Source organism: Nocardioides acrostichi (genome assembly GCF_015319165.1).
Classification (GTDB): Bacteria; Actinomycetota; Actinomycetes; order Propionibacteriales; family Nocardioidaceae; genus Nocardioides; species Nocardioides acrostichi.
Genome location: NZ_JADIVZ010000015.1, coordinates 1 through 17215, shown reverse-complemented (window position 1 = coordinate 17215; position 17215 = coordinate 1). Strand labels below are relative to the sequence as shown.

Annotated in this window: 14 protein-coding genes and 1 pseudogene; 7 read left to right on the top strand and 8 right to left on the bottom strand. The window is 71.3% G+C overall.

Features of this window, described 5'->3' with window-relative positions; translation table 11 throughout:
- Positions 1–12: 12 nt before the first annotated feature.
- Together ISG29_RS18975 and pepN are read right to left on the bottom strand one after the other, a co-directional pair.
- Complete coding sequence (locus ISG29_RS18975) at positions 13–846, bottom strand: formate dehydrogenase accessory sulfurtransferase FdhD (RefSeq protein ID WP_194505028.1); 834 nt, start codon at positions 844–846, stop codon at positions 13–15.
- On the bottom strand, positions 843–3341 hold the full coding sequence (gene pepN / locus ISG29_RS18970) for an aminopeptidase N (protein ID WP_328829866.1): 2499 nt from the start codon (positions 3339–3341) through the stop codon (positions 843–845). The genes ISG29_RS18975 and pepN overlap by 4 nt, the downstream gene beginning before the upstream one ends.
- A 124-nt stretch (positions 3342–3465) precedes the next feature.
- On the opposite strand from pepN, the gene ISG29_RS18965 reads away from it, so the two are divergent.
- Complete coding sequence (locus tag ISG29_RS18965; RefSeq protein ID WP_194505027.1) at positions 3466–5259, top strand: SpoIVB peptidase S55 domain-containing protein; 1794 nt, start codon at positions 3466–3468, stop codon at positions 5257–5259.
- A gap of 44 nt (positions 5260–5303) precedes the next feature.
- Here the strand turns inward: ISG29_RS18965 and ISG29_RS18960 are convergent, their stop codons facing one another.
- The 4 genes from ISG29_RS18960 to ISG29_RS18945 form a co-directional block, all read right to left on the bottom strand.
- Positions 5304–5984 (bottom strand): peptidylprolyl isomerase, encoded by a 681-nt coding sequence (locus ISG29_RS18960; protein WP_194505026.1) that lies wholly within the window; start codon positions 5982–5984, stop codon positions 5304–5306.
- A gap of 54 nt (positions 5985–6038) precedes the next feature.
- The gene (locus ISG29_RS18955) at positions 6039–7097 is read right to left on the bottom strand and encodes an alanine racemase (RefSeq protein WP_328829863.1); all 1059 of its coding nucleotides are present in this window, start codon (positions 7095–7097) and stop codon (positions 6039–6041) included.
- A 10-nt stretch (positions 7098–7107) separates the two neighbouring features.
- Entirely contained in the window at positions 7108–8541 is a 1434-nt protein-coding gene (locus ISG29_RS18950; protein WP_194505024.1) for an MFS transporter, read from the bottom strand.
- Positions 8542–8643: 102 nt separating this feature from the next.
- Positions 8644–9945, bottom strand: coding sequence for a competence/damage-inducible protein A (locus ISG29_RS18945; protein ID WP_194505023.1), 1302 nt, complete (start codon positions 9943–9945; stop codon positions 8644–8646).
- Positions 9946–9998: 53 nt separating this feature from the next.
- On the opposite strand from ISG29_RS18945, the gene ISG29_RS18940 reads away from it, so the two are divergent.
- The gene (locus tag ISG29_RS18940) at positions 9999–10871 is read left to right on the top strand and encodes an LLM class F420-dependent oxidoreductase (protein ID WP_194505022.1); all 873 of its coding nucleotides are present in this window, start codon (positions 9999–10001) and stop codon (positions 10869–10871) included.
- 25 nt (positions 10872–10896) lie between these two features.
- Entirely contained in the window at positions 10897–12024 is a 1128-nt protein-coding gene (locus ISG29_RS18935) for an AAA family ATPase (protein ID WP_207793356.1), read from the top strand.
- Here ISG29_RS18935 and ISG29_RS18930 read toward each other — a convergent pair.
- The gene (locus tag ISG29_RS18930; RefSeq protein ID WP_194505020.1) at positions 12009–12518 is read right to left on the bottom strand and encodes a polyketide cyclase; all 510 of its coding nucleotides are present in this window, start codon (positions 12516–12518) and stop codon (positions 12009–12011) included. The genes ISG29_RS18935 and ISG29_RS18930 overlap by 16 nt on opposite strands.
- Before the next feature lie 52 nt (positions 12519–12570).
- Here ISG29_RS18930 and ISG29_RS18925 point away from each other — a divergent pair, with 52 nt between their 5' ends.
- Positions 12571–13404, top strand: a complete 834-nt coding sequence (locus ISG29_RS18925; protein WP_194505019.1) for a PIG-L deacetylase family protein — start codon at positions 12571–12573, stop codon at positions 13402–13404.
- 96 nt (positions 13405–13500) lie between these two features.
- On the opposite strand, the gene ISG29_RS18920 is transcribed toward ISG29_RS18925, so the two are convergent.
- On the bottom strand, positions 13501–14307 hold the full coding sequence (locus ISG29_RS18920; RefSeq protein WP_235960399.1) for an aminoglycoside phosphotransferase family protein: 807 nt from the start codon (positions 14305–14307) through the stop codon (positions 13501–13503).
- Between the two features lie 142 nt (positions 14308–14449).
- On the opposite strand from ISG29_RS18920, the gene ISG29_RS18915 reads away from it, so the two are divergent.
- From ISG29_RS18915 to ISG29_RS18905, 3 genes and pseudogenes are all read left to right on the top strand, one after another.
- Complete coding sequence (locus tag ISG29_RS18915) at positions 14450–15202, top strand: class I SAM-dependent methyltransferase (protein ID WP_207793355.1); 753 nt, start codon at positions 14450–14452, stop codon at positions 15200–15202.
- A 178-nt stretch (positions 15203–15380) separates the two neighbouring features.
- Positions 15381–16316, top strand: a complete 936-nt coding sequence (locus tag ISG29_RS18910; protein ID WP_194505016.1) for a phosphotransferase family protein — start codon at positions 15381–15383, stop codon at positions 16314–16316.
- A 447-nt stretch (positions 16317–16763) separates the two neighbouring features.
- Positions 16764–17215, top strand: a pseudogene (locus ISG29_RS18905) (DUF222 domain-containing protein); the annotation flags it as partial.

The window sequence follows — 17215 nt, the reverse complement described above, 5'->3', positions numbered from 1 at the left end:
CTGCTTTCGCGTTCAGGCGTAGCGGACGGCCCGGTCGGTCGAGGCGAAGCCCCACAGTGCCAGCGAGTGCTCGCGCGCCAACCGCACCGACAGCGAGGTGGGGGCGCCGACCGCGACGAGCGAGCCGACTCCCGCCGAGGCCGCCTTCTGCACGAGCTCGAAGCCCGCCCGGCCGCTCACCAGCAGACACGCCGCCGCGGGGGAGCGCCCGTCGAGCACCTGCGCGCCGGTGACCTTGTCGACGGCGTTGTGACGACCGACGTCCTCGCGCACGACGAGCAGGTCGCCGTCGGCGGTGACGAGCGCGGCGGCGTGCACCCCGCCCGTGCGCTCGAACAGCGGTTGCGACCCCCGCAGCCGGTCGGGCAGGGCTAGCACCACGGCGGGGTCCGGCAGCGCCCCCGCCCAGGGCCGGGCGCCGGCGACGGCCAGGGCGTCGGCGACGCTGTCGGCTCCGCACACCCCGCAGGCCGACGAGCCCGCCGACAACGCGGTGTGCCGGTGCCCCGGGTCACGTAGCGGGGGAGCGGCCAGGGTGACGGTGACGACGTTGAACTCCTGCTCCGGAGCCAGGTCGGCATCGGTGCAGTAGGCCACCCGGGCGATGGCGCCCGGCGCGTCGTCGACCAACCCCTCGTGCCGGACCCAGCCCGCCGCGAGCTCGAAGTCGTGCCCCGGCGTGCGCATCGTGACCCACACCCGCGCGGCCGCCACCCCCGGCCACGTCAACCGGACCTCGAGCGGCTCCTCGGTGGCCAGCCGATCCTCGTGGCCACGCTGGGAGCGGTCAGCGAACGTCTCGGTGACCCGGGTGCGCACACTCGGGCCCGGACGCCGGCTGCTCACGACCTTCCGAAGCGCCGGGCCACGGCCACCTGCCGTGTCAACTGGTCGGTCGCGTCGACCAGCCGGCGCCGCACCGGTGCGGGCAGCGAGGCGTCGGTGGCGAGAGCCGTCATCGTCTCGACCGTGGTCTGCGAGAGCGCCGTGGTCGGGAAGAACGCGGCTGCCGCATCGCCCTGCACCCACCCGCTGTGCGCCGCGGCCGCCCGCGAGAGGTCGGCCGCGTACCGCTCGACGAACGGGGCGAGGAGGTCGTCCTGGCCACAGCGCCACATGCCCAGCCCGGCGGCGGTGATCTCGTAGTTCGGGGCCGTGGTCACGCCGGTGAACCGCTCCCAGGCGAACTCCTTGGCCGCGAGATCGGGCAGCGAGGCGACCGCGCGGGTGTGCTCGACCCGTGACACGCCCGTGGGCTCGCGGTCCAGCTCGGTGTCGAGGCGGCTGCGGTCGACCGCGCCGAGCCCGGCCAGCCGGCCGAGGATCCGCCAGCGCAGCTCCAGGTCGAGATCGGTGCCGGTGGGCAGTCCCTCGGCGCGCAGCCAGGACTCGAGTCGGTCGGGGGAGGCGCAGGTCGCGATGGCCACCTGGGTCAGCGAGAGCTGGAGGGAGGAGCCGGGCGACGCCGCGCGGGCGGCGGAGAGGGCACCGAGGTGGAGACGCTCGGCGGCGTCCGACGGGTCGGTGCAGAGGGGCAGCACGTCGCGCAACAGCCAGGGCCCGACGGTCTCCGGGCCGGCGTCGTGGGTCTCGACGGCCAGCCACGAGAGCGCCGCGCGCACGACGTCGTCCGGCGCGACCTCGGCGTTGTGGTAGCCGCTGCGCAGCGCGTTCCAGGCGCCCGCCCGCAGCATCGGGTCCGACATCCGGGGCAGCAGGTCGGGCAGCACCGCCACGGTGCGGGGGTCGGCGGGGCATACCGCCCACGAGTCCTCCCACGGGTCGACCAGCACGGCGCCGTCGCCGAGGGCGCCGACCTCGGTGCGTGCGGCGTCCACGTCGAGGTCGTGAGCGTGCCAGTGCCCACCGTCGTCCGACACCGCCAGCCGCAGCCGGTGGGTCCGGTCCGCGGGGTGCTCGGCCGGGGGAGTGCGCAGCAGCACGCCGCGTCCGTCGCGGTCGAGGTCGAGCCGGTCCGGTCCGGCGGTGCTCAGCCACTGCGCGGCGAAGGCGTCGAGCCCGACGGCACCCGCTCGGGTCCACGACCCCAGCAGGTCGTGCATGGTCGCGTTGCCGAAGCGGTGTCGGTCGAAGTGGTCGCGCACCCCGGCGAGGAAGACGTCGTCGCCCATGCGGGCGGCGAGCTGCTTGAGGATGCTCGACCCCTTGGCGTAGGAGATGCCGTCGAAGTCCTGGAGCGCGGTGAGGGCGTCGTCGGCACCGTTGCCGGCGACCGGGTGGGTCGTCGGCCGCTGGTCGGCGACCAGACCCCACTGACGACGCGCGTAGGAGTTCTGGACCCAGGCGTCGTGGTACTCGGTGACGTCGGCGGTGACCCGCACGCCCATGTACTCGGCGAAGGACTCGTTGAGCCACAGGTCGTCCCACCAGCGGGGGGTCACGAGGTTGCCGAACCACTGGTGGGCCATCTCGTGGGCCACGGTGCCGGCCCGCTTGATGCGGGTGCCGCGGGTGACCGCCGAGCTGAACACGAGCGGGTCGCGGAAGGTCACGCAGCCGGGGTTCTCCATGGCGCCGGCGTTGAACTCCGGCACGAAGGCCTGGTGGTAGCCGCCGAACGGATAGCGGACACCGAAGAGTCGGTGGAACTCGTCGAAGCACTGCCGGGTCAAGGTGAACAGCTCGTCGGCATCCGCGTCGAGGTCTGCGGCCAGGCTGGCGCGCGCCGAGAGACCGAGCGGGATCCCGTCGTGCTCGTCGGTGACGAGGTGGTAGGGCCCGGCCACCACGGTGACGAAGTACGTCGACAGTGGCGGTGTGGTGGCGAGTTCCCAGAGGCCTGCCTCGGGGTTCTCGGCCTGGCCGTTGCCGCGCACGATCCAGCCCTCGGGGGCGCGTACGTGCACGGTGTAGGGCGCCTTGAGATCCGGCTGGTCGAAGCAGGCGAAGATCGTGGGGGCGGCGTCCATGAAGCACATGCCGTACACGTAGTGCCGCTCGTCGGCGGGGTCGACCGAGCGGTGCAGGCCCTCGCCGTCGGTGCGGAACGGCATGACGGCGTCGACGACGATCTCGTGCCGGCCCTCGGTCAGTGCGAGCGGGAGGCGTCCGGCCGACAGCAGCTCGACGTCGACCGACATGCCGTCGAGGTGGATCGAACGGACGGCGGTGGGCTTGAGGTCGAGGAAGGTGTCGCCGGCCCGGGAGTCGACGACGATCCGGGTCAGGGAGTCGAAGGTCTCGACCGAGGTGGTGAGGTCGAGGGTGAGGTCGTAGGAGACGACGTCGAGCAGGGCGGCGCGGGCTGCGGCCTCGGCGCGGCCCAGTCCGCGCGGGGGGCATGAGGAGCGGTCGGGGGTGGGGGAGGGGTGGTCACGCACGACTCGACCCTAGAACCTTCTGAAAATTCTCTGAGCCCGGAGGCAACCAAGGGCGTCCCTGCCGCGTCAACACCATCGAGACGGGTGCGCTCGGCACCCCTCCGGGATGAGAGGAAGGCTCGCGATGACGCGTGCTACCACCCGGCGCCGGGGACGTTCCCTGGCTGCCACTGCCGTCGCCGGCGGCTTCATGCTCGGCGGCCTCGGCGCTGCCACCACGTCGGCTCACGCGGCCGACCCCGCCGGGGACTGCACGCCGGCCTACGACACCTCGCAACTGCAGAAGGACGACGAGGTGACCGGCCTCACCGTCGAGACCGGGACCACGCCGGAGCAGTTCACGGGCACCGTGCTCGGCACGATCACCGACGGCATCGCGCCGGGTCTCGACATGATCATGGTCGACCTCGACTCCCCGGCGATCGAGCGGGCGGGCGGCATCTGGCAGGGCATGTCCGGCTCGCCGGTCTACATCGACGGTCAGCTGATCGGCGCCGTCGCGTACGGCCTCTCGTGGGGCCCCTCGCCCATCGCGGGTGTCACGCCGTTCTCCGAGATGCAGCGCTACCTCTCCTCGCACCCCGACGCGAAGGCCCCGGCCAAGGTGGCCGTCGGCAAGCCCGCCGCGAAGACCATCGCCGCGCAAGGTGACGCCACCCGCGAGCAGGCCTCGCAGGGTTTCAGTCAGCTCAAGATGCCGATGGGCGTCACCGGGCTGAGCCAGGCCCGCCTCGACAAGGCCGCACAGCGCAGCAGCAAGCTCGACAAGCCGTACCTGACCGACAAGACCTTCAGCGCCGGTCAGGTCGGCGTCGAGCGGGCTGCGTCCTCCGACGACATCGTCGCCGGCGGCAACCTCGCCGCCACCATCGCCTACGGCGATGTCACCTACGGTGGCGTCGGCACGGCCACCGAGGTGTGCCAGGGCGAGGTCGTCGGCTTCGGGCACCCCTTCACCTTCACCGGCGAGACCACGCTCGGCCTGCACCCGGCCGACGCGATCTACGTGCAGCCCGACAGCCTCGGCTCGCCCTTCAAGGTCGCCAACATCGCCCCGGCCACGGGCACCATCACCCAGGACCGCCTCTCCGGCATCACCGGTCTGTTCGGAGAGGCGCCCGAGCACGCCACGATCAGTTCCGATGTCACGCACGGCACCAGCCAGCGGGCCGGCAGCTCGGACGTGTACCTCCCCGACGCCACCGCCGACGTGACCTTCTCCGAGCACCTGGCCAACACCGACCGCGTGCTCGACGGCGTCCAGGGCGGCACCTCGGCGATGCAGTGGCAGGTCGACGGCACCGACGAGAACGGCGAGCCGTTCCAGCTCCTGGTCGACGACACCTACGTCTCGCGCGGCGACATCTCCATCGAGAGCGCCTTCGAGCCTGCCGACGCCGCCTACGCGCTCTCCACCCTCGAGGGCGTCACGGTGAACTCCGTCTCCGAGGTCGCGAACATCAGCGATTCCACGGACAAGCTCAAGGTCCAGCGCGTGGAGCAGTTCCGCGGTGGCAAGTGGCACAAGGTCAACAACCGGCGCAACCCGATCGTGGCGATGCCCGGCAAGCTGCTCAAGCTGCGCGCCGTGCTCGAGGCGCCGGACGGCACCGAGTCCAAGGTTCCCTGGTCGACGAAGGTCGGTCCGCGGGCCCGCTCCGGCTTCCTCTCGGTGTTCGGCGGCCTGAACAGTTACACCAACGTCTACCGCGCCAAGTCGGTCTCCGACGTGATCGACGCCTACGCCAAGGCGCCGAAGAACACCGACGTCGCCTTCAACCTGCGCCTGCGCCGCAACGGTGGCCGGGTCGTCGAGGGTGTGCCCGCCGGTGACGCCACGACCCCCGTGGGTGGGGGCAAGTTCTACGGCGTCGAGGTGGGCGGCAAGGGCGGTCCGGTCGACTGCCGCGGCTGCTGACCTCGCTTCACCTCGTGGGCCCCGTCCGGTACGCCGGGCGGGGCCTACTGCTGTCGTGGCGTGACCGAGGTGAAGGTCAAGGGGACGGCAGGCACGCCGTCGCCGGGCCCGAAGACCTCCTGCCCGACACCGCCCTTCGCCACCTTCTCCAGCGCCGCCAGCCCGTCGGCGTCGACGGTGCCGAACACCGTGTACTGGGGCGGCAGGTCGGTGTCGCGGTAGACCATGAAGAACTGGCTCCCGCCGGTGTCGGGCTGCCCGGTGTTCGCCATGGCCAGGGTGCCGGCGGGGTACTTCTCGCTACCGTCGTACTCGTCTGGGACGGTGTAGCCGGGGCCACCGCCCCCGGTGCCGGTGGGGTCTCCGCACTGCACGACGTAGATGCCCTGGGTCGTGAGCCGGTGGCACGAGGTGTCGTCGAAGTAGCCCTGGTCGGCCAGCGACACGAAGCTGTTCACCGTGCAGGGCGCGGCGGCGGCGTTCAGGGTCGCGGTGAAGTCGCCCTGGTCGGTCGCGAAGTCGACCGCCACCTCGCCGGAGTCCGGCGCATCGGACGACGGCGGGTCGACGGGCTTCGCGGCCGACTGACCACCGGTGGGGTAGTCGCACGACGTCGTCGACGCGGACGCCGTCGAGCCGTCGTCGGAGCCGCAGGCGGTGAGCGCCGAGGCGAGCACGAGGGTGGCGGCCAGCGTCAGGGGCGTCGCGAGTGCGCGGGAGGGCATGGGGCGGAGCGTAGTGGCGCCCTCCCGAACTGCACGCACCGCTCCTGGCGCGGCTCAGGTGTGCAGACCGCGCGCCCCGACCGGCCAGGCGCGCAGACCGCCGGGCTCGGCGACCCAGAAGGTGTCGGCGAGGTTCACCGCAGAGCACACGTGGTTCGGCACGACCGACACCAGCGAGCCGAGGGCGGGGCGCGGACCGGGCATCTGGACGACCGCATGGTGCTCGGAGAGCGTGACGATCCGCGCTTCGGGGTGCTCGAGCAGGCGGCCGTACCCGCTGGAGTACGCCGCTCGGTCGGCGCCGAGCGTCTTGGATCCGGCGTCGAGCACGACTCGACCGCCCGCGTGGCTGACCACGGTGGCGTGCACGGTGAGGCTGATGTCGTCCGGTTCGAAGATGCCGAGCTCCCATTGCTGGGCGTCGCCGAACACGTAGACACCGGGGCGCAGCTCCGTGGCCGCGCGGCTGGTGAGGCTCGCCGCGAGGGTCGGGGTGGAGCCGCCGGAGAGCACGGGCTCCTCGATGCCGACCTGCTGGATACTGTCGCGCGCCGTCTCGAGCGCCGTCCGCTCGTCGTGGGCCGCGGCCTCCGACCCACCCGGGCCGTAGCCGTGGCCGGGGAAGGTGAAGACGCCGCGCACGGGGAGGCCGGCACGCTGGGCGGCCCGGGCCACGACGCCCGCCTGCTCGGGAGCGACGCCGGTGCGGTGATGGCCGGAGTCGACCTCGACGAGAACCTCGATGCCGGTGTGGCCCAGCCGGCGACCGGCGTTGCCGGCCGACTCCACCGAGTCGACTCCGATCGCCAACCGGTCTGCCTGGTCGCGCAGGTCACGCAATCGGGTGGCACGCCCCTCGTCGACCCAGACGGGGAAGGCGATGAACACGTCACGGCACCCCTGGCGCACGAAGTGTTCGGCCTCGCCGACGGTGGCGACGGTCAGGCCGACGGCCCCGTGGGCGAGCTGGAGTCGGGCCACCTCGGCGGACTTGTGGGTCTTGGCGTGCGGGCGCAGGGCGACGCCGACCAGCGCCGCCTGGTCGGCGGCGCGGCGTACGTTGATGCGCAGTTGGGGGAGGTCGATGTGCAGGTAGGGCGTCGCGAGGGACACGCCTCTCAACCTACCGAGACGCGACCGCCGGCTCGTGGGCGGCCGGCACCGGGACGTCGTGCCGGGTCGAGCGGCGCGGGATGAAGGCCGCGATGGCGACGCCGGTGAAGGCGGCCACGGCACCGACCACGAAGCATGCCGAGAACGCGCCCTCGGTCGGGACTCCGGCCGCGGTCGTCGAGCTCGTGAGGACCGTACCCATGAGGGCCGCTGCCGAGGTGGTGCCGACCGAGCGCATCAGGGTGTTCACGCTCACGGCCGAGCCGGCCTCGCGCAGCGGCACGGCGTCGAGCACGAGAGTGGGCATGGCGGCATAGCCGATGCCGACACCGATGCTGATGACGACGGACGCCACGGCCAGCTGCCAGGGGGCCGAGGTGAGTCCAAGTGCCAGGAGGTAGCCGGCGCCGAGCACACCGGCGCCGATCATGAGGGTCGCCTTGGCCCCGATCGTGCCCATCAGCCGGCTCGAGACCGGGGCGAACAGCATCATCATCAGGCCGCCGGGCGCCATCCACAGACCGGCCTGGAGGATGGTCTGGCCGAGTCCGTAGCCGGTCGCGTCGGGGAGTTCGAGCAACTGGGGCACGATCACCGCCTGCGCCATCATCCCCATGCCGACGGCCACCGCCGCGAGGTTGGTCAGCAGCACCGGCAGCCGAGCGGTGGTGCGCAGGTCGACCAGGGGCTCGGCGACGCGCAGCTCGGCCATGCCCCACACGAGCAGCACCGCGACGCCGCCGAGCATGAATCCCAGGGTGCGGCCGGAGCTCCAGCCCCACACGCTCGCCTTGGAGAGACCCACGAGGAACGCGCTGAGGCCCAAGACCAGCCCGATCGCACCCGCCACGTCGAACCTTCCCGGCGCAGCGTCGTGCACGTGTGGCACGAGGGTGAGGACGGCGACGAGCACCGCGGCGGCGACGGCGGCGGAGACCCAGAAGAGTGCGTGCCAGCTGCCGGATTGGACGATCCAGGCCGCGAGGGGGAGCCCGATGGCGCCACCGACGCCGAGGGTGGCGCTCATGGCGGCGACGGCGGAGCCTGCCAGGCGCGGCGGCACGATCTCACGGAGCAGGGCGATGCCGACGGGGATGAAGCCCATGGAGACGCCCTGGATGCCGCGACCCACGAGCATCGGCAGCAGCGAGTCCGAGAGGGCGCACACGATCGAGCCGACCAGCAGGGCCACCGTGGTGAGCACGACGATGCGCTGCTTGCCGACCATGTCCGCGAGTCGACCCGACACGGGCATGGTCACGGCGCCTGCGAGGAGGGTGACGGTGATGACCCAGGCCGCGTTGGCCGGGCTGGTGCCCAGCAGCTGCGGGAACTGCGCCTGGATCGGGATGACCATCGTCTGGGTCAGGGACGCGGCGAGGCCGCCGAAGCAGAGCGCGACGACGCTCAGGGTCGGAGTGCTGGCGCGGGGGGCGGTGACCATGGATTAAACACGTCTCTCACTAGGGATCGAAGCACCATCAAGTCAGAGATCGTTGCGAGTCGCAACTTTCGCCCGGTGTGAGCCCGGCCACCCTCCGTGGCGTCAGGATCTCGACGTGAGTACGCCGCGCAGCAGGTGCAGGCACGTGGTCACGGTGCGTGCCCGGACGCTCATCCGGTCGCCGGGCAGCCGCAGACGTCGATGCTCGGAGACCGCGGTGCCGTCGGGCAGGGTGCCGACGAGCGCCACGTGCACGAGCCCGACCGGCTTGTCGGCCGTGCCGCCGTCGGGTCCGGCGACGCCGGTGACACCGAACCCGAGGTCGGCACCCAGACGCGCGCGGGCGCCGGCGGCCATCGCGAGCGCGACCTCCTCGCTCACGGCTCCCACCCGCTCGATGAGGGCGGCCGGGACGTCGAGGAGTGCCGTCTTCGCCTCGTTGGAGTAGGTCACCAGGCCGCCGAGCAGGTAGGCCGACGAGCCCGGCCGGTCGGCGAACCGGCCCGCGAGCAAGCCGGCGGTGCACGACTCGGCCGTCGCGACCGTGAGACCGCCGGCGCGCAGCGCGTCGGCCACGACCTCGTCGACGCTGCGCCCGTCGGCACTCACCAAGGTGTCGGCGAACCTCTCCAGCAGGGTCGCCTCCAGGTCGGCGTAGGCCCCGGCAGCCGCGGGGGAGTAGCGGGTGACGACCTCGAGCTCGCCACCTCGCAGGCAGGTGGTCACCTCGAGGCCGGCCATGGAGTGCTGCTCCCCGTGCTCGCGCAGCACGACCGCCAGCTCGGCCTCGGGCGGCCCCCACATGCGCAGGGTGCGTTGCTCCAGCGGCTCGGCGCCCGCCAGCGCCGACGTCACGACCGGGTCGACGAGGACGGCGTCCCACATCGCCCGCAGCTCACCGGGCGGGCCGGGGAGCACGACCACCGGCGCCCCCGCCCCGGTCGGTGGCACGACCAGCCCCGGAGCGGTGCCGGTGGGGTGCAGCCAGGTGGCGCCGTCGGGCACGAGAGCCTGCTTGCGAGTGCCCTCGTCGAGGGCGTCGCCGAGCGGTCCCTGCCAACCGCGCTCGTCCGCGATCCGGCGCACGATGTCGTCGATCAGCGCCCGCAGCCCCTCGTCGAGGCGCAGTGCGCGCCCCTGGACCTGCGCCACCACGCGGGCGGTGAGGTCGTCGGCGGTCGGACCGAGGCCGCCGGTGGTGATGACGAGGTCGTGGCCACCCTCACCTGCCAGGAACCCGACGGCGGCGGCCAGGTCGTCGGGCCGGTCGCCCACCACGACGACGCGGCCCACGTCGACGCCCCGTCCGCGCAGGGCCTCGGCCAGCCACGGGCCGTTCGCGTCGGCCACCCGGCCGGTGAGCACTTCGGTGCCGGTCACGACGATGCCCGCGCGCGCTGTCATGCCCCGACCCTAGCCACGCGACGCTGTCGGTCGACCGGAGTAGGTTGGCGAGCGTGAGACTGGGAGTGCACTACGCGAACTTCACCCATCCCGACTGGCAGCACACCTTGGAGGACAGACTCACCGAGACCGCACGGGTCGCCGACCAGGGTGGGGTCTCCCTGCTGACCGTGATGGACCACTGGTTCCAGATGGAGGATCTCGGCGGTCCCAGCGAGCCGATGCTCGAGGGCTACACGACGCTCGGCTACCTGGCCGCCGTCACCGAGCGAGTGCGCCTCTCCCTCCTCGTCAGCGGGGTCACCTACCGGCACCCCGGTCTGCTGGCCAAGCAGGTCGTGACCCTCGACCGGCTGTCGCGGGGCCGCGCGATGCTCGGCATCGGCGCAGCCTGGTACGAGCGCGAGCACCACGGGCTCGGCGTGCCCTTCCCGACGACATCCGAGCGCTTCGAGCGGCTGCGCGAGACGCTGGAGGTGTGTCGACGCGTGTGGGGTGAGTCCACCGAGCCGTACACCGGCACCCATTACCAGCTGGCCGAGCCGGTGGCCGTGCCGCCGCCCTACCAGAAGAACCTGCCGATCCTGATCGGCGGCTCGGGGGAGCGCAAGACGCTGCGCCTGGTCGCGGAGTTCGCGCAGATGTGCAACCTCTTCGGCGAGTCCGACGATGTCGTCGAGCACAAGTTGGCGGTGTTGCGCGGTCACTGCGACGACGCCGGCACCGACTACGACGCCATCGAGAAGAGTGTCATCGTCATGGACGACCCTGCCGCCGACCCGGACGCCTTCCTGCGCCGGTGCGAGGCGTACGCCGCGCTCGGTGTCGACACCGTCGTCACCGGACCGATGAGCGACGACCCCGTCGCCTGGACGACCCGCGTCGTCGAGCAGGTCGTTCCGCGACTGCACGACCTGGCCACTTGATGAAACATGATGAAGGATGGTCCGCGTGAGGCCGTCCAGTCCGTTCCGCCCGTCCTTCGGCTCCAACCCACCGCTCGTCACCGGCCGCGAGGCCGTGCTCGACGACATCGCCGAGGCTCTGGACGCCGGCCCGGGAGCGAGCGGGCGGGCCGCGCTGATCACCGGCAACCGCGGCATCGGCAAGACCGTCGTGCTCAACGAGGCCGAGGTGCTGGCCAGGCAGCGCGGTTGGTTGGTGCTCTCCGAGACCGCCACGGTCGGCCTGATCGAGCGCATCACGACCGACGGACTTCCCGAGCTGGCGGGGGTGATCCGGCAGGCGCCGTCGACCCGCACGCGCGTGCGGGGCATCTCGTTGCCGGCCGGGCTGGGAGGCGTCGAGCTCGACCTGCCCGACGAGCGCGGCCCGGGTGGACTTCGGCGGCAGCTCAATGCGCTCACCGACCTGCTCGACCAGCACGGCACCGGCATCATGATCACCCTCGACGAGGTTCATTCCCGGGCCGCGCGCGACGACGTGGCCCAGCTCGCGGCCACGGTGCAGCACGCCTTCCGGGAGGATCGGCCGGTCGCCTTCGCGGCTGCCGGCCTGCCTGCGGCCGTGCAGGACCTGCTCACCGCGGACGTGTCGACGTTCTTGCGCCGAGCCCGTCGCTTCGTGCTGGAGCCCTTGAGCCCGGTGGCCGCCGAGGAGGCGCTGCGAGTGCCCGTGCGCGCCGCCGGCCGGGAGGTGGCCGACGCCGAGGTCACCACGATGGCCGCCGCGACGTTCGGCTATCCCTACCTCGTGCAGGTCATCGGCGATCGCGCCTGGCGTCAGGATCCCGACGCTTCGACCATCACGGCCGAGCACGTGGCTCGCGGCATCGCAGACGCGGTGCGCGAGGCGGGCTTCGCGCTGCACGAGCCGGCGGTCAACGATCTCTCGGAGACCGATCGGGCCTTCCTGATGGCGATGGCCCCCGACGACGGCGACTCCGCGATCTCCGACGTCGCCCGACGCATGGACCGTGACCACGGCTACGTCTCGCGCTACCGCTCCCGTCTCATCGTGGCCGGCATCGTCGAACCGACGCGGCGGGGCTACCTGCGGTTCACCCTGCCCTACCTGCGAGAGTTCCTGCGCTCGCTGCCCGACTACGAGGCCGAGTAGCCGCCCTCCGCCAGTCGCGCGAGGTTCAGCAGTTGGCGCCTGGCCATCACCAGGTCGCCCGCGCTCAGCAGGGCCAGGAGCGGTCGTGGCCCACCGGCAGTCACGACCTTGAGCACCAGGCGGATCGACTCACCGGGTGCCGGCACGAGCACGTACGACATCACGGCACCCATGATCCGCCCGGTCAGCGCTCGTCCCGGATCGACGGCGAGGATCGTGCCGGTCCGTCGGCCGGCGACGGCGGTGAAGGCCTCGCCGACGCGCGGCTCGGGCAGGCCGTGCAGCTCACGTGGCGAGCGGCGCCCCAGGTTGTCGATCCAGTCGTAGGAGTACGGGGCCAGCCGAATCTGCCCGACCCACGGCCACACGCCGTCGGGCGGTGCCGCGACCGACACGCCGCGCCACGCCGCCAGCGCGGGGGAGGGGACGAGGGTGTCGCACGGGTAGCGACGGGTCACCTCGGCGTCGGTGACACCCCAACGGTCCGCCAGCACGGCACGACGATAGCTGCGGAATGAGTGGACGGGTCGAGGGGTTGCAGCGGCCATGAGTGCCGACCAGACTCCCGACGCGAGCATGGGGCAGACCGTCGTGTTCGTCCACGCCCACCCGGACGACGAGGGCACCGGTACCGCCGGCACCATGGTGCGGCTGGCCCGCGAGGGCCACCGGGTGGTCGTCGTGTACGCCACGAACGGCGACTTCGGCGCGGCCCCGGAGGATCTTGCTCCGGGGGAGACGCTCGTCGCGCGCCGTCGCAGCGAGGCGGAGGCCTCGGCCGCGATCACCGGGCTCGCCCGGGTCGCCTGGCTCGACTACGCCGACTCCGGGATGACGGGGTGGGAGCAGAACTCCGGCGAGCGCGCGTTCTCACGCGCCGAGGTCGACGAGGCCGCGCGTCGGCTGGCCGACGTCCTCGACCAGGAGGGCGCCGACGTCGTCGTGGGCTACGACTGGCACGGTGGCTACGGGCACCCCGACCACGTCATGGTGCACACGGTCAGCAAGCGCGCCATCGACATGGCCGCGACGCAGCCGCGCTACCTCGAGGTCACGATGAACCGCGACAAGATGCGCGAACTGTTCAAGGCCGCCCAGGAGATGGGCATGGAGGGCTTCGATCCCGATGCGCGGGGCGACGACGGCCTGCCGATCGGCACGCCCGAGGCGGAGATCCACTGGGCGGTCGACGTGACACCCGACATCGCCGCGAAGCGCGCTGCGCTGGCGTGCCACGGCAGTCAGACCGACGTCCAGCAGATCCTCTCCATGCCCGAGGACGTCTTCTCGATCGCCTTCGGCACCGAGCACTACGTCGAGCCGGGGCGCCCCGAGGGCATGGTCACCGGCTGGTGGATGGACCCGGTCCCCGCCGGGTGATCCCCTCGGACGCCGCACGCAGCATGCTGGCGTCAGCCGCTCGTCCTCCCGCCGGGGACTGGGTGTTCGCGCCCACCCTCGATGGCGTCACGGCGTTCAGAGGCCCAGCCTGACCGCGTTCTGCTCCAGCCAGGCGGCGTCCTCGCGCGCCTCCCGGGCGAACCCGCGGTCGACCAGCGCCGCGAAGGCCACGTCGGTCGTCGCCATCTCCTCCAGAGAATCGGCGTGCACGGTCATCTGCCGGTAGACGACCTCTGCCAGGGCACCACGCTGCGCGGCTGTGGGGCAGTAGCCCTCGAGCAGGGCGGCGAGGTTACGGCGCCGGCGAGCGTCGCCGTCGTCGTGCGGGCCGACGCCGTACTCGGCGTGCCATCGAGTGCCGGCCATGAGCGGCACCCAGCGCCAGGCCGCCCAGGCGAGATCCTCCAGCGGGTCGCCGGGGCAGGCGAAGTCCCAGTCGAGCACCACCAGGGAGCCGTCGTCGCGGCGCACGGTGTTGTAGGGGGAGACGTCGTGGTGCACGAGCACGTCGCCGGGTGCGAGCGATCGGCCCGGAACGCGGCGCCACGGCTGTGCGGGATCTGGCGCGTAGCCCGCCTGCGCGGCCTGGAAGTCCTTGACCCAGACGCCGACCGCCCGGCACGCCTCGGCCGTGCGGAACCAGGGGAGCAGGGGCTGCTCCGCGGTGAGGGTGCCGACATCGCCGGGCACGTATTCGAGGATCTCGCGACCGGCGTCGTCGAGGCCCCGCACGCGGGGCGCGCCGTCGAACCCGACGCGTTCGAGGTGCCTGAGCAGCCGGTGCACGGCCGGCGTCCAGGCACCGGTGCTGCGGCGCACGGTGTCTCCGGCGCGCACGACCTCGGAGGTGTTGCCCCCGGCCAGGGGCCGCTCCTGGTCCATCTGTGCCACCTGTCCAGCGGAGGGTCAAGATACTGCGCGAAGAGCCGTGTCAGGTCGGTCATGTCACCGGAGTCCGGATCGAACCGACGACACGCGACCGGCACGGCTCCACCCTAGGACGAGCTGCGACATCATGGTCCCCATGAGCGGCGACGCGACTCGTCCGTGGCAGCGGCTCTCGTCAGGTTTCGAGGAGGCCCGCGCCCGGGAGGACTCTCTCGACCGGCTCGTCGAGTGGCCGGCTCAGCGCGAGCTGCTCGGCGACGTCACCGGCCTCTCCGTCCTCGACGCCGGGTGCGGCAACGGCGCCAAGCTCGCCCAGCTCGCGACGGAGGGGGCGGTGGACTGCGTCGGCGTCGACCTCAGCGAAAACTTCATCGAGCCGCCACGCGGGGTCCGGCTGGTGCTCGGCGACCTCTCAGACCTCGCGGCGGTGCCGGGACTGTCGGGCCGAAGCTTCGACCGGATCCTGTTCCTCCAGTCTTTCGGCTACGCCGCCGACGGGGTAGCCGCCTTACGCACCGCGCGGTCGATGCTGACCGACGACGGCTTCATCCTGCTCACCCGCACCCAGCCGGTGCGCCACGCCCTGGAACGCGCGGAGCAGAACGGCACGTCGCTGGGCGAGGAGTATTTCTCGACCGACGCGTTCTCCTACCGGCACCGCACCTGGGACGAGCACGTCACCCTCACCAAACGTCCGTACACGATGTCGGACCTGCTCAACACCTTCAGCGCCGCCGGCCTCTGGATCGACACCACGGTCGAGCCGCAGATGGCGGCGGACCTCGCGGAGCGGTATCCACACAAGAAGGCGGTGCTGGACCGCTATCTCGGCATCTTGATGTTCCGACTGCGCCCGCTTCAGACGCCTTCGTCAACAGCCGCGAGATGAAGCTCGATGATCTCAAGGAGGCGGTCGTGCGTGTCCTGGTCCGCGGAGATCAGCAGGCCACGATCGGTGTGGAGCGCGTATGAACTCCGGGCGAATTCCAGTGCTCTCAGACCTTCGCTTGCACAGATCGTCGAAAGAACGTTGCCCTGCGCTCGCGACGAGCGGCAGTGTTCACCGGGTGACAACTGCTCTCTCCACTGACGCCCGCCAAGCATTGATCGACGCCGGGTACTCGCCGGGGCGTGTGATCGGGGCCGGAATGGAAGGCATCGTGGTGGATCTCGGCGATGACCTCGTGGCCAAGACGTGGCACGCGCGCGCACACGACGATCTCCACCGACTGCAGAGGTTCTACGCGGCCGTCCGGGAGAGCGGTACCGGTCTCGACACGCCGCACATTCTGCGGGTGCTCAGGTTCGGCGATCAGACGGCCACCATCGAGAGCCGACTGAGCGGCCGACCTCTGCGTGGCGAGATGAGTGACCGGGCGTACTTCATCGCAGACGTCGATGTCTCTTGTGTCCTTCAGGTGTTGTCCGACCTGCAACGAGCGACTCCTACGAAGGCGATGACGTCGCTGCCGGTGCTCGAGGGTGAACAACCCTTCTCGTTCGACGAGAGTTTCAGCGCGAACCTCGCAGCCCTGGTTGAGCGCAGAACCTCTCGGTTCCGCGAGGTACTCACCGCCCGCATTCCCGATGTGGAACGAGTGGTCCCAGCCGTGGTCGCTCACCTTCGGGAAGCCGACGAAACACCATCTTCCTTGATTCACGGAGACCTCATACCGGCAAACATCCTCGTCGGCGAGAACCTGACGCCCTCCGCGCTACTGGACTTCGGATTCTTCAGCACCGTCGGCGATCCGCGTTTCGATGCCGCGGTCGCCGCGAGCATCTATGACATGTACGGCGTCCGCGCTCGCACGAACGAAGATGTCCTCGACTCGGCTGTGATCGCCGAGTTCGGGTACGAGCGCCGTGTGCTACACCTGTACCGAGCTGCCTATGCGCTGGCCACGAGCAACTGCTACAGCGCTTCCGGAAGTGATGGCCATTTCGAGTGGTGCGCCAGGATGCTGGAGCGCTCAGACATCAAGGACGCCATCGGTCTGTGAGTCTCGCGCGCTGCCAGCCCGAACCGCGGGTTCCATGCAGCTCCGAGCAGGTGAGCGGGGTACGCATGACGGAACGATTCGAGATCGAGTAGAGGGGGTGAGGCTGCCTCGGTCGCAGTGTTCCAGCTGGGGCACTCCGAACATTACCTGACATAATGTCACTTATCGGCTCCCAGGTATTGGGAGTTGCACTAGATGCGAGAACTCCCGTCTCCGATCGATTGCGCCGTGCCTGCCAGTTTGCCGGCGGCGCACGCTTCTGATCGGCGCAGCATCCATTCTCATGCGTTGAAAAGGCCCCTTGCGCGAATCTGGATGAGCCACTTGCCGGCCCCGCGAGGCCGGCTCCTCGATGAGATGCAGTCCCTCTGCACAGAGCGTCAACGCCTCGTCAACATGTTCTCGGCAGACCTTTCCTACGAACACCAGTTCGATTAGAGTCGGGTCATGAGCCCCGACACGTTGGCCGACCTGAGCGAGGATGAGCTCCTCGACCTGGCTGGCGACCGTGCGGAGGAGGCGCGTCGGGCCGAGACGGATCTGCTGCATCTGGCCTACCAGTGGGCGGTGGTCAACCACCCGGACCGTCGGCGGGAGAAGCAGATCCCCGGCGCCGAACGCGCGACGTCTTATGGCGGTGTGGGTAGTCCGGAGGTCGCGGAGTTCGCCGCCGCGTCGCTGGGTGCCCGGATCGGGCGCACCACGTGGGCCGCGCGTGCGTTGATGGCCGACGCGCTCGACCTGCACCACCGGCTGCCGTTGTTGTGGTCTCGGGTGCAGGCCGGTGAGGTCCGTGCCTCCTATGCCCGCCACGTCGCAACGAAGACTCGCGACCTCACCCCCGCTGAGGCGATCTGTGTCGATGGCCGGGTCGCAGAATCCGCCGACGGGCGCCTGCC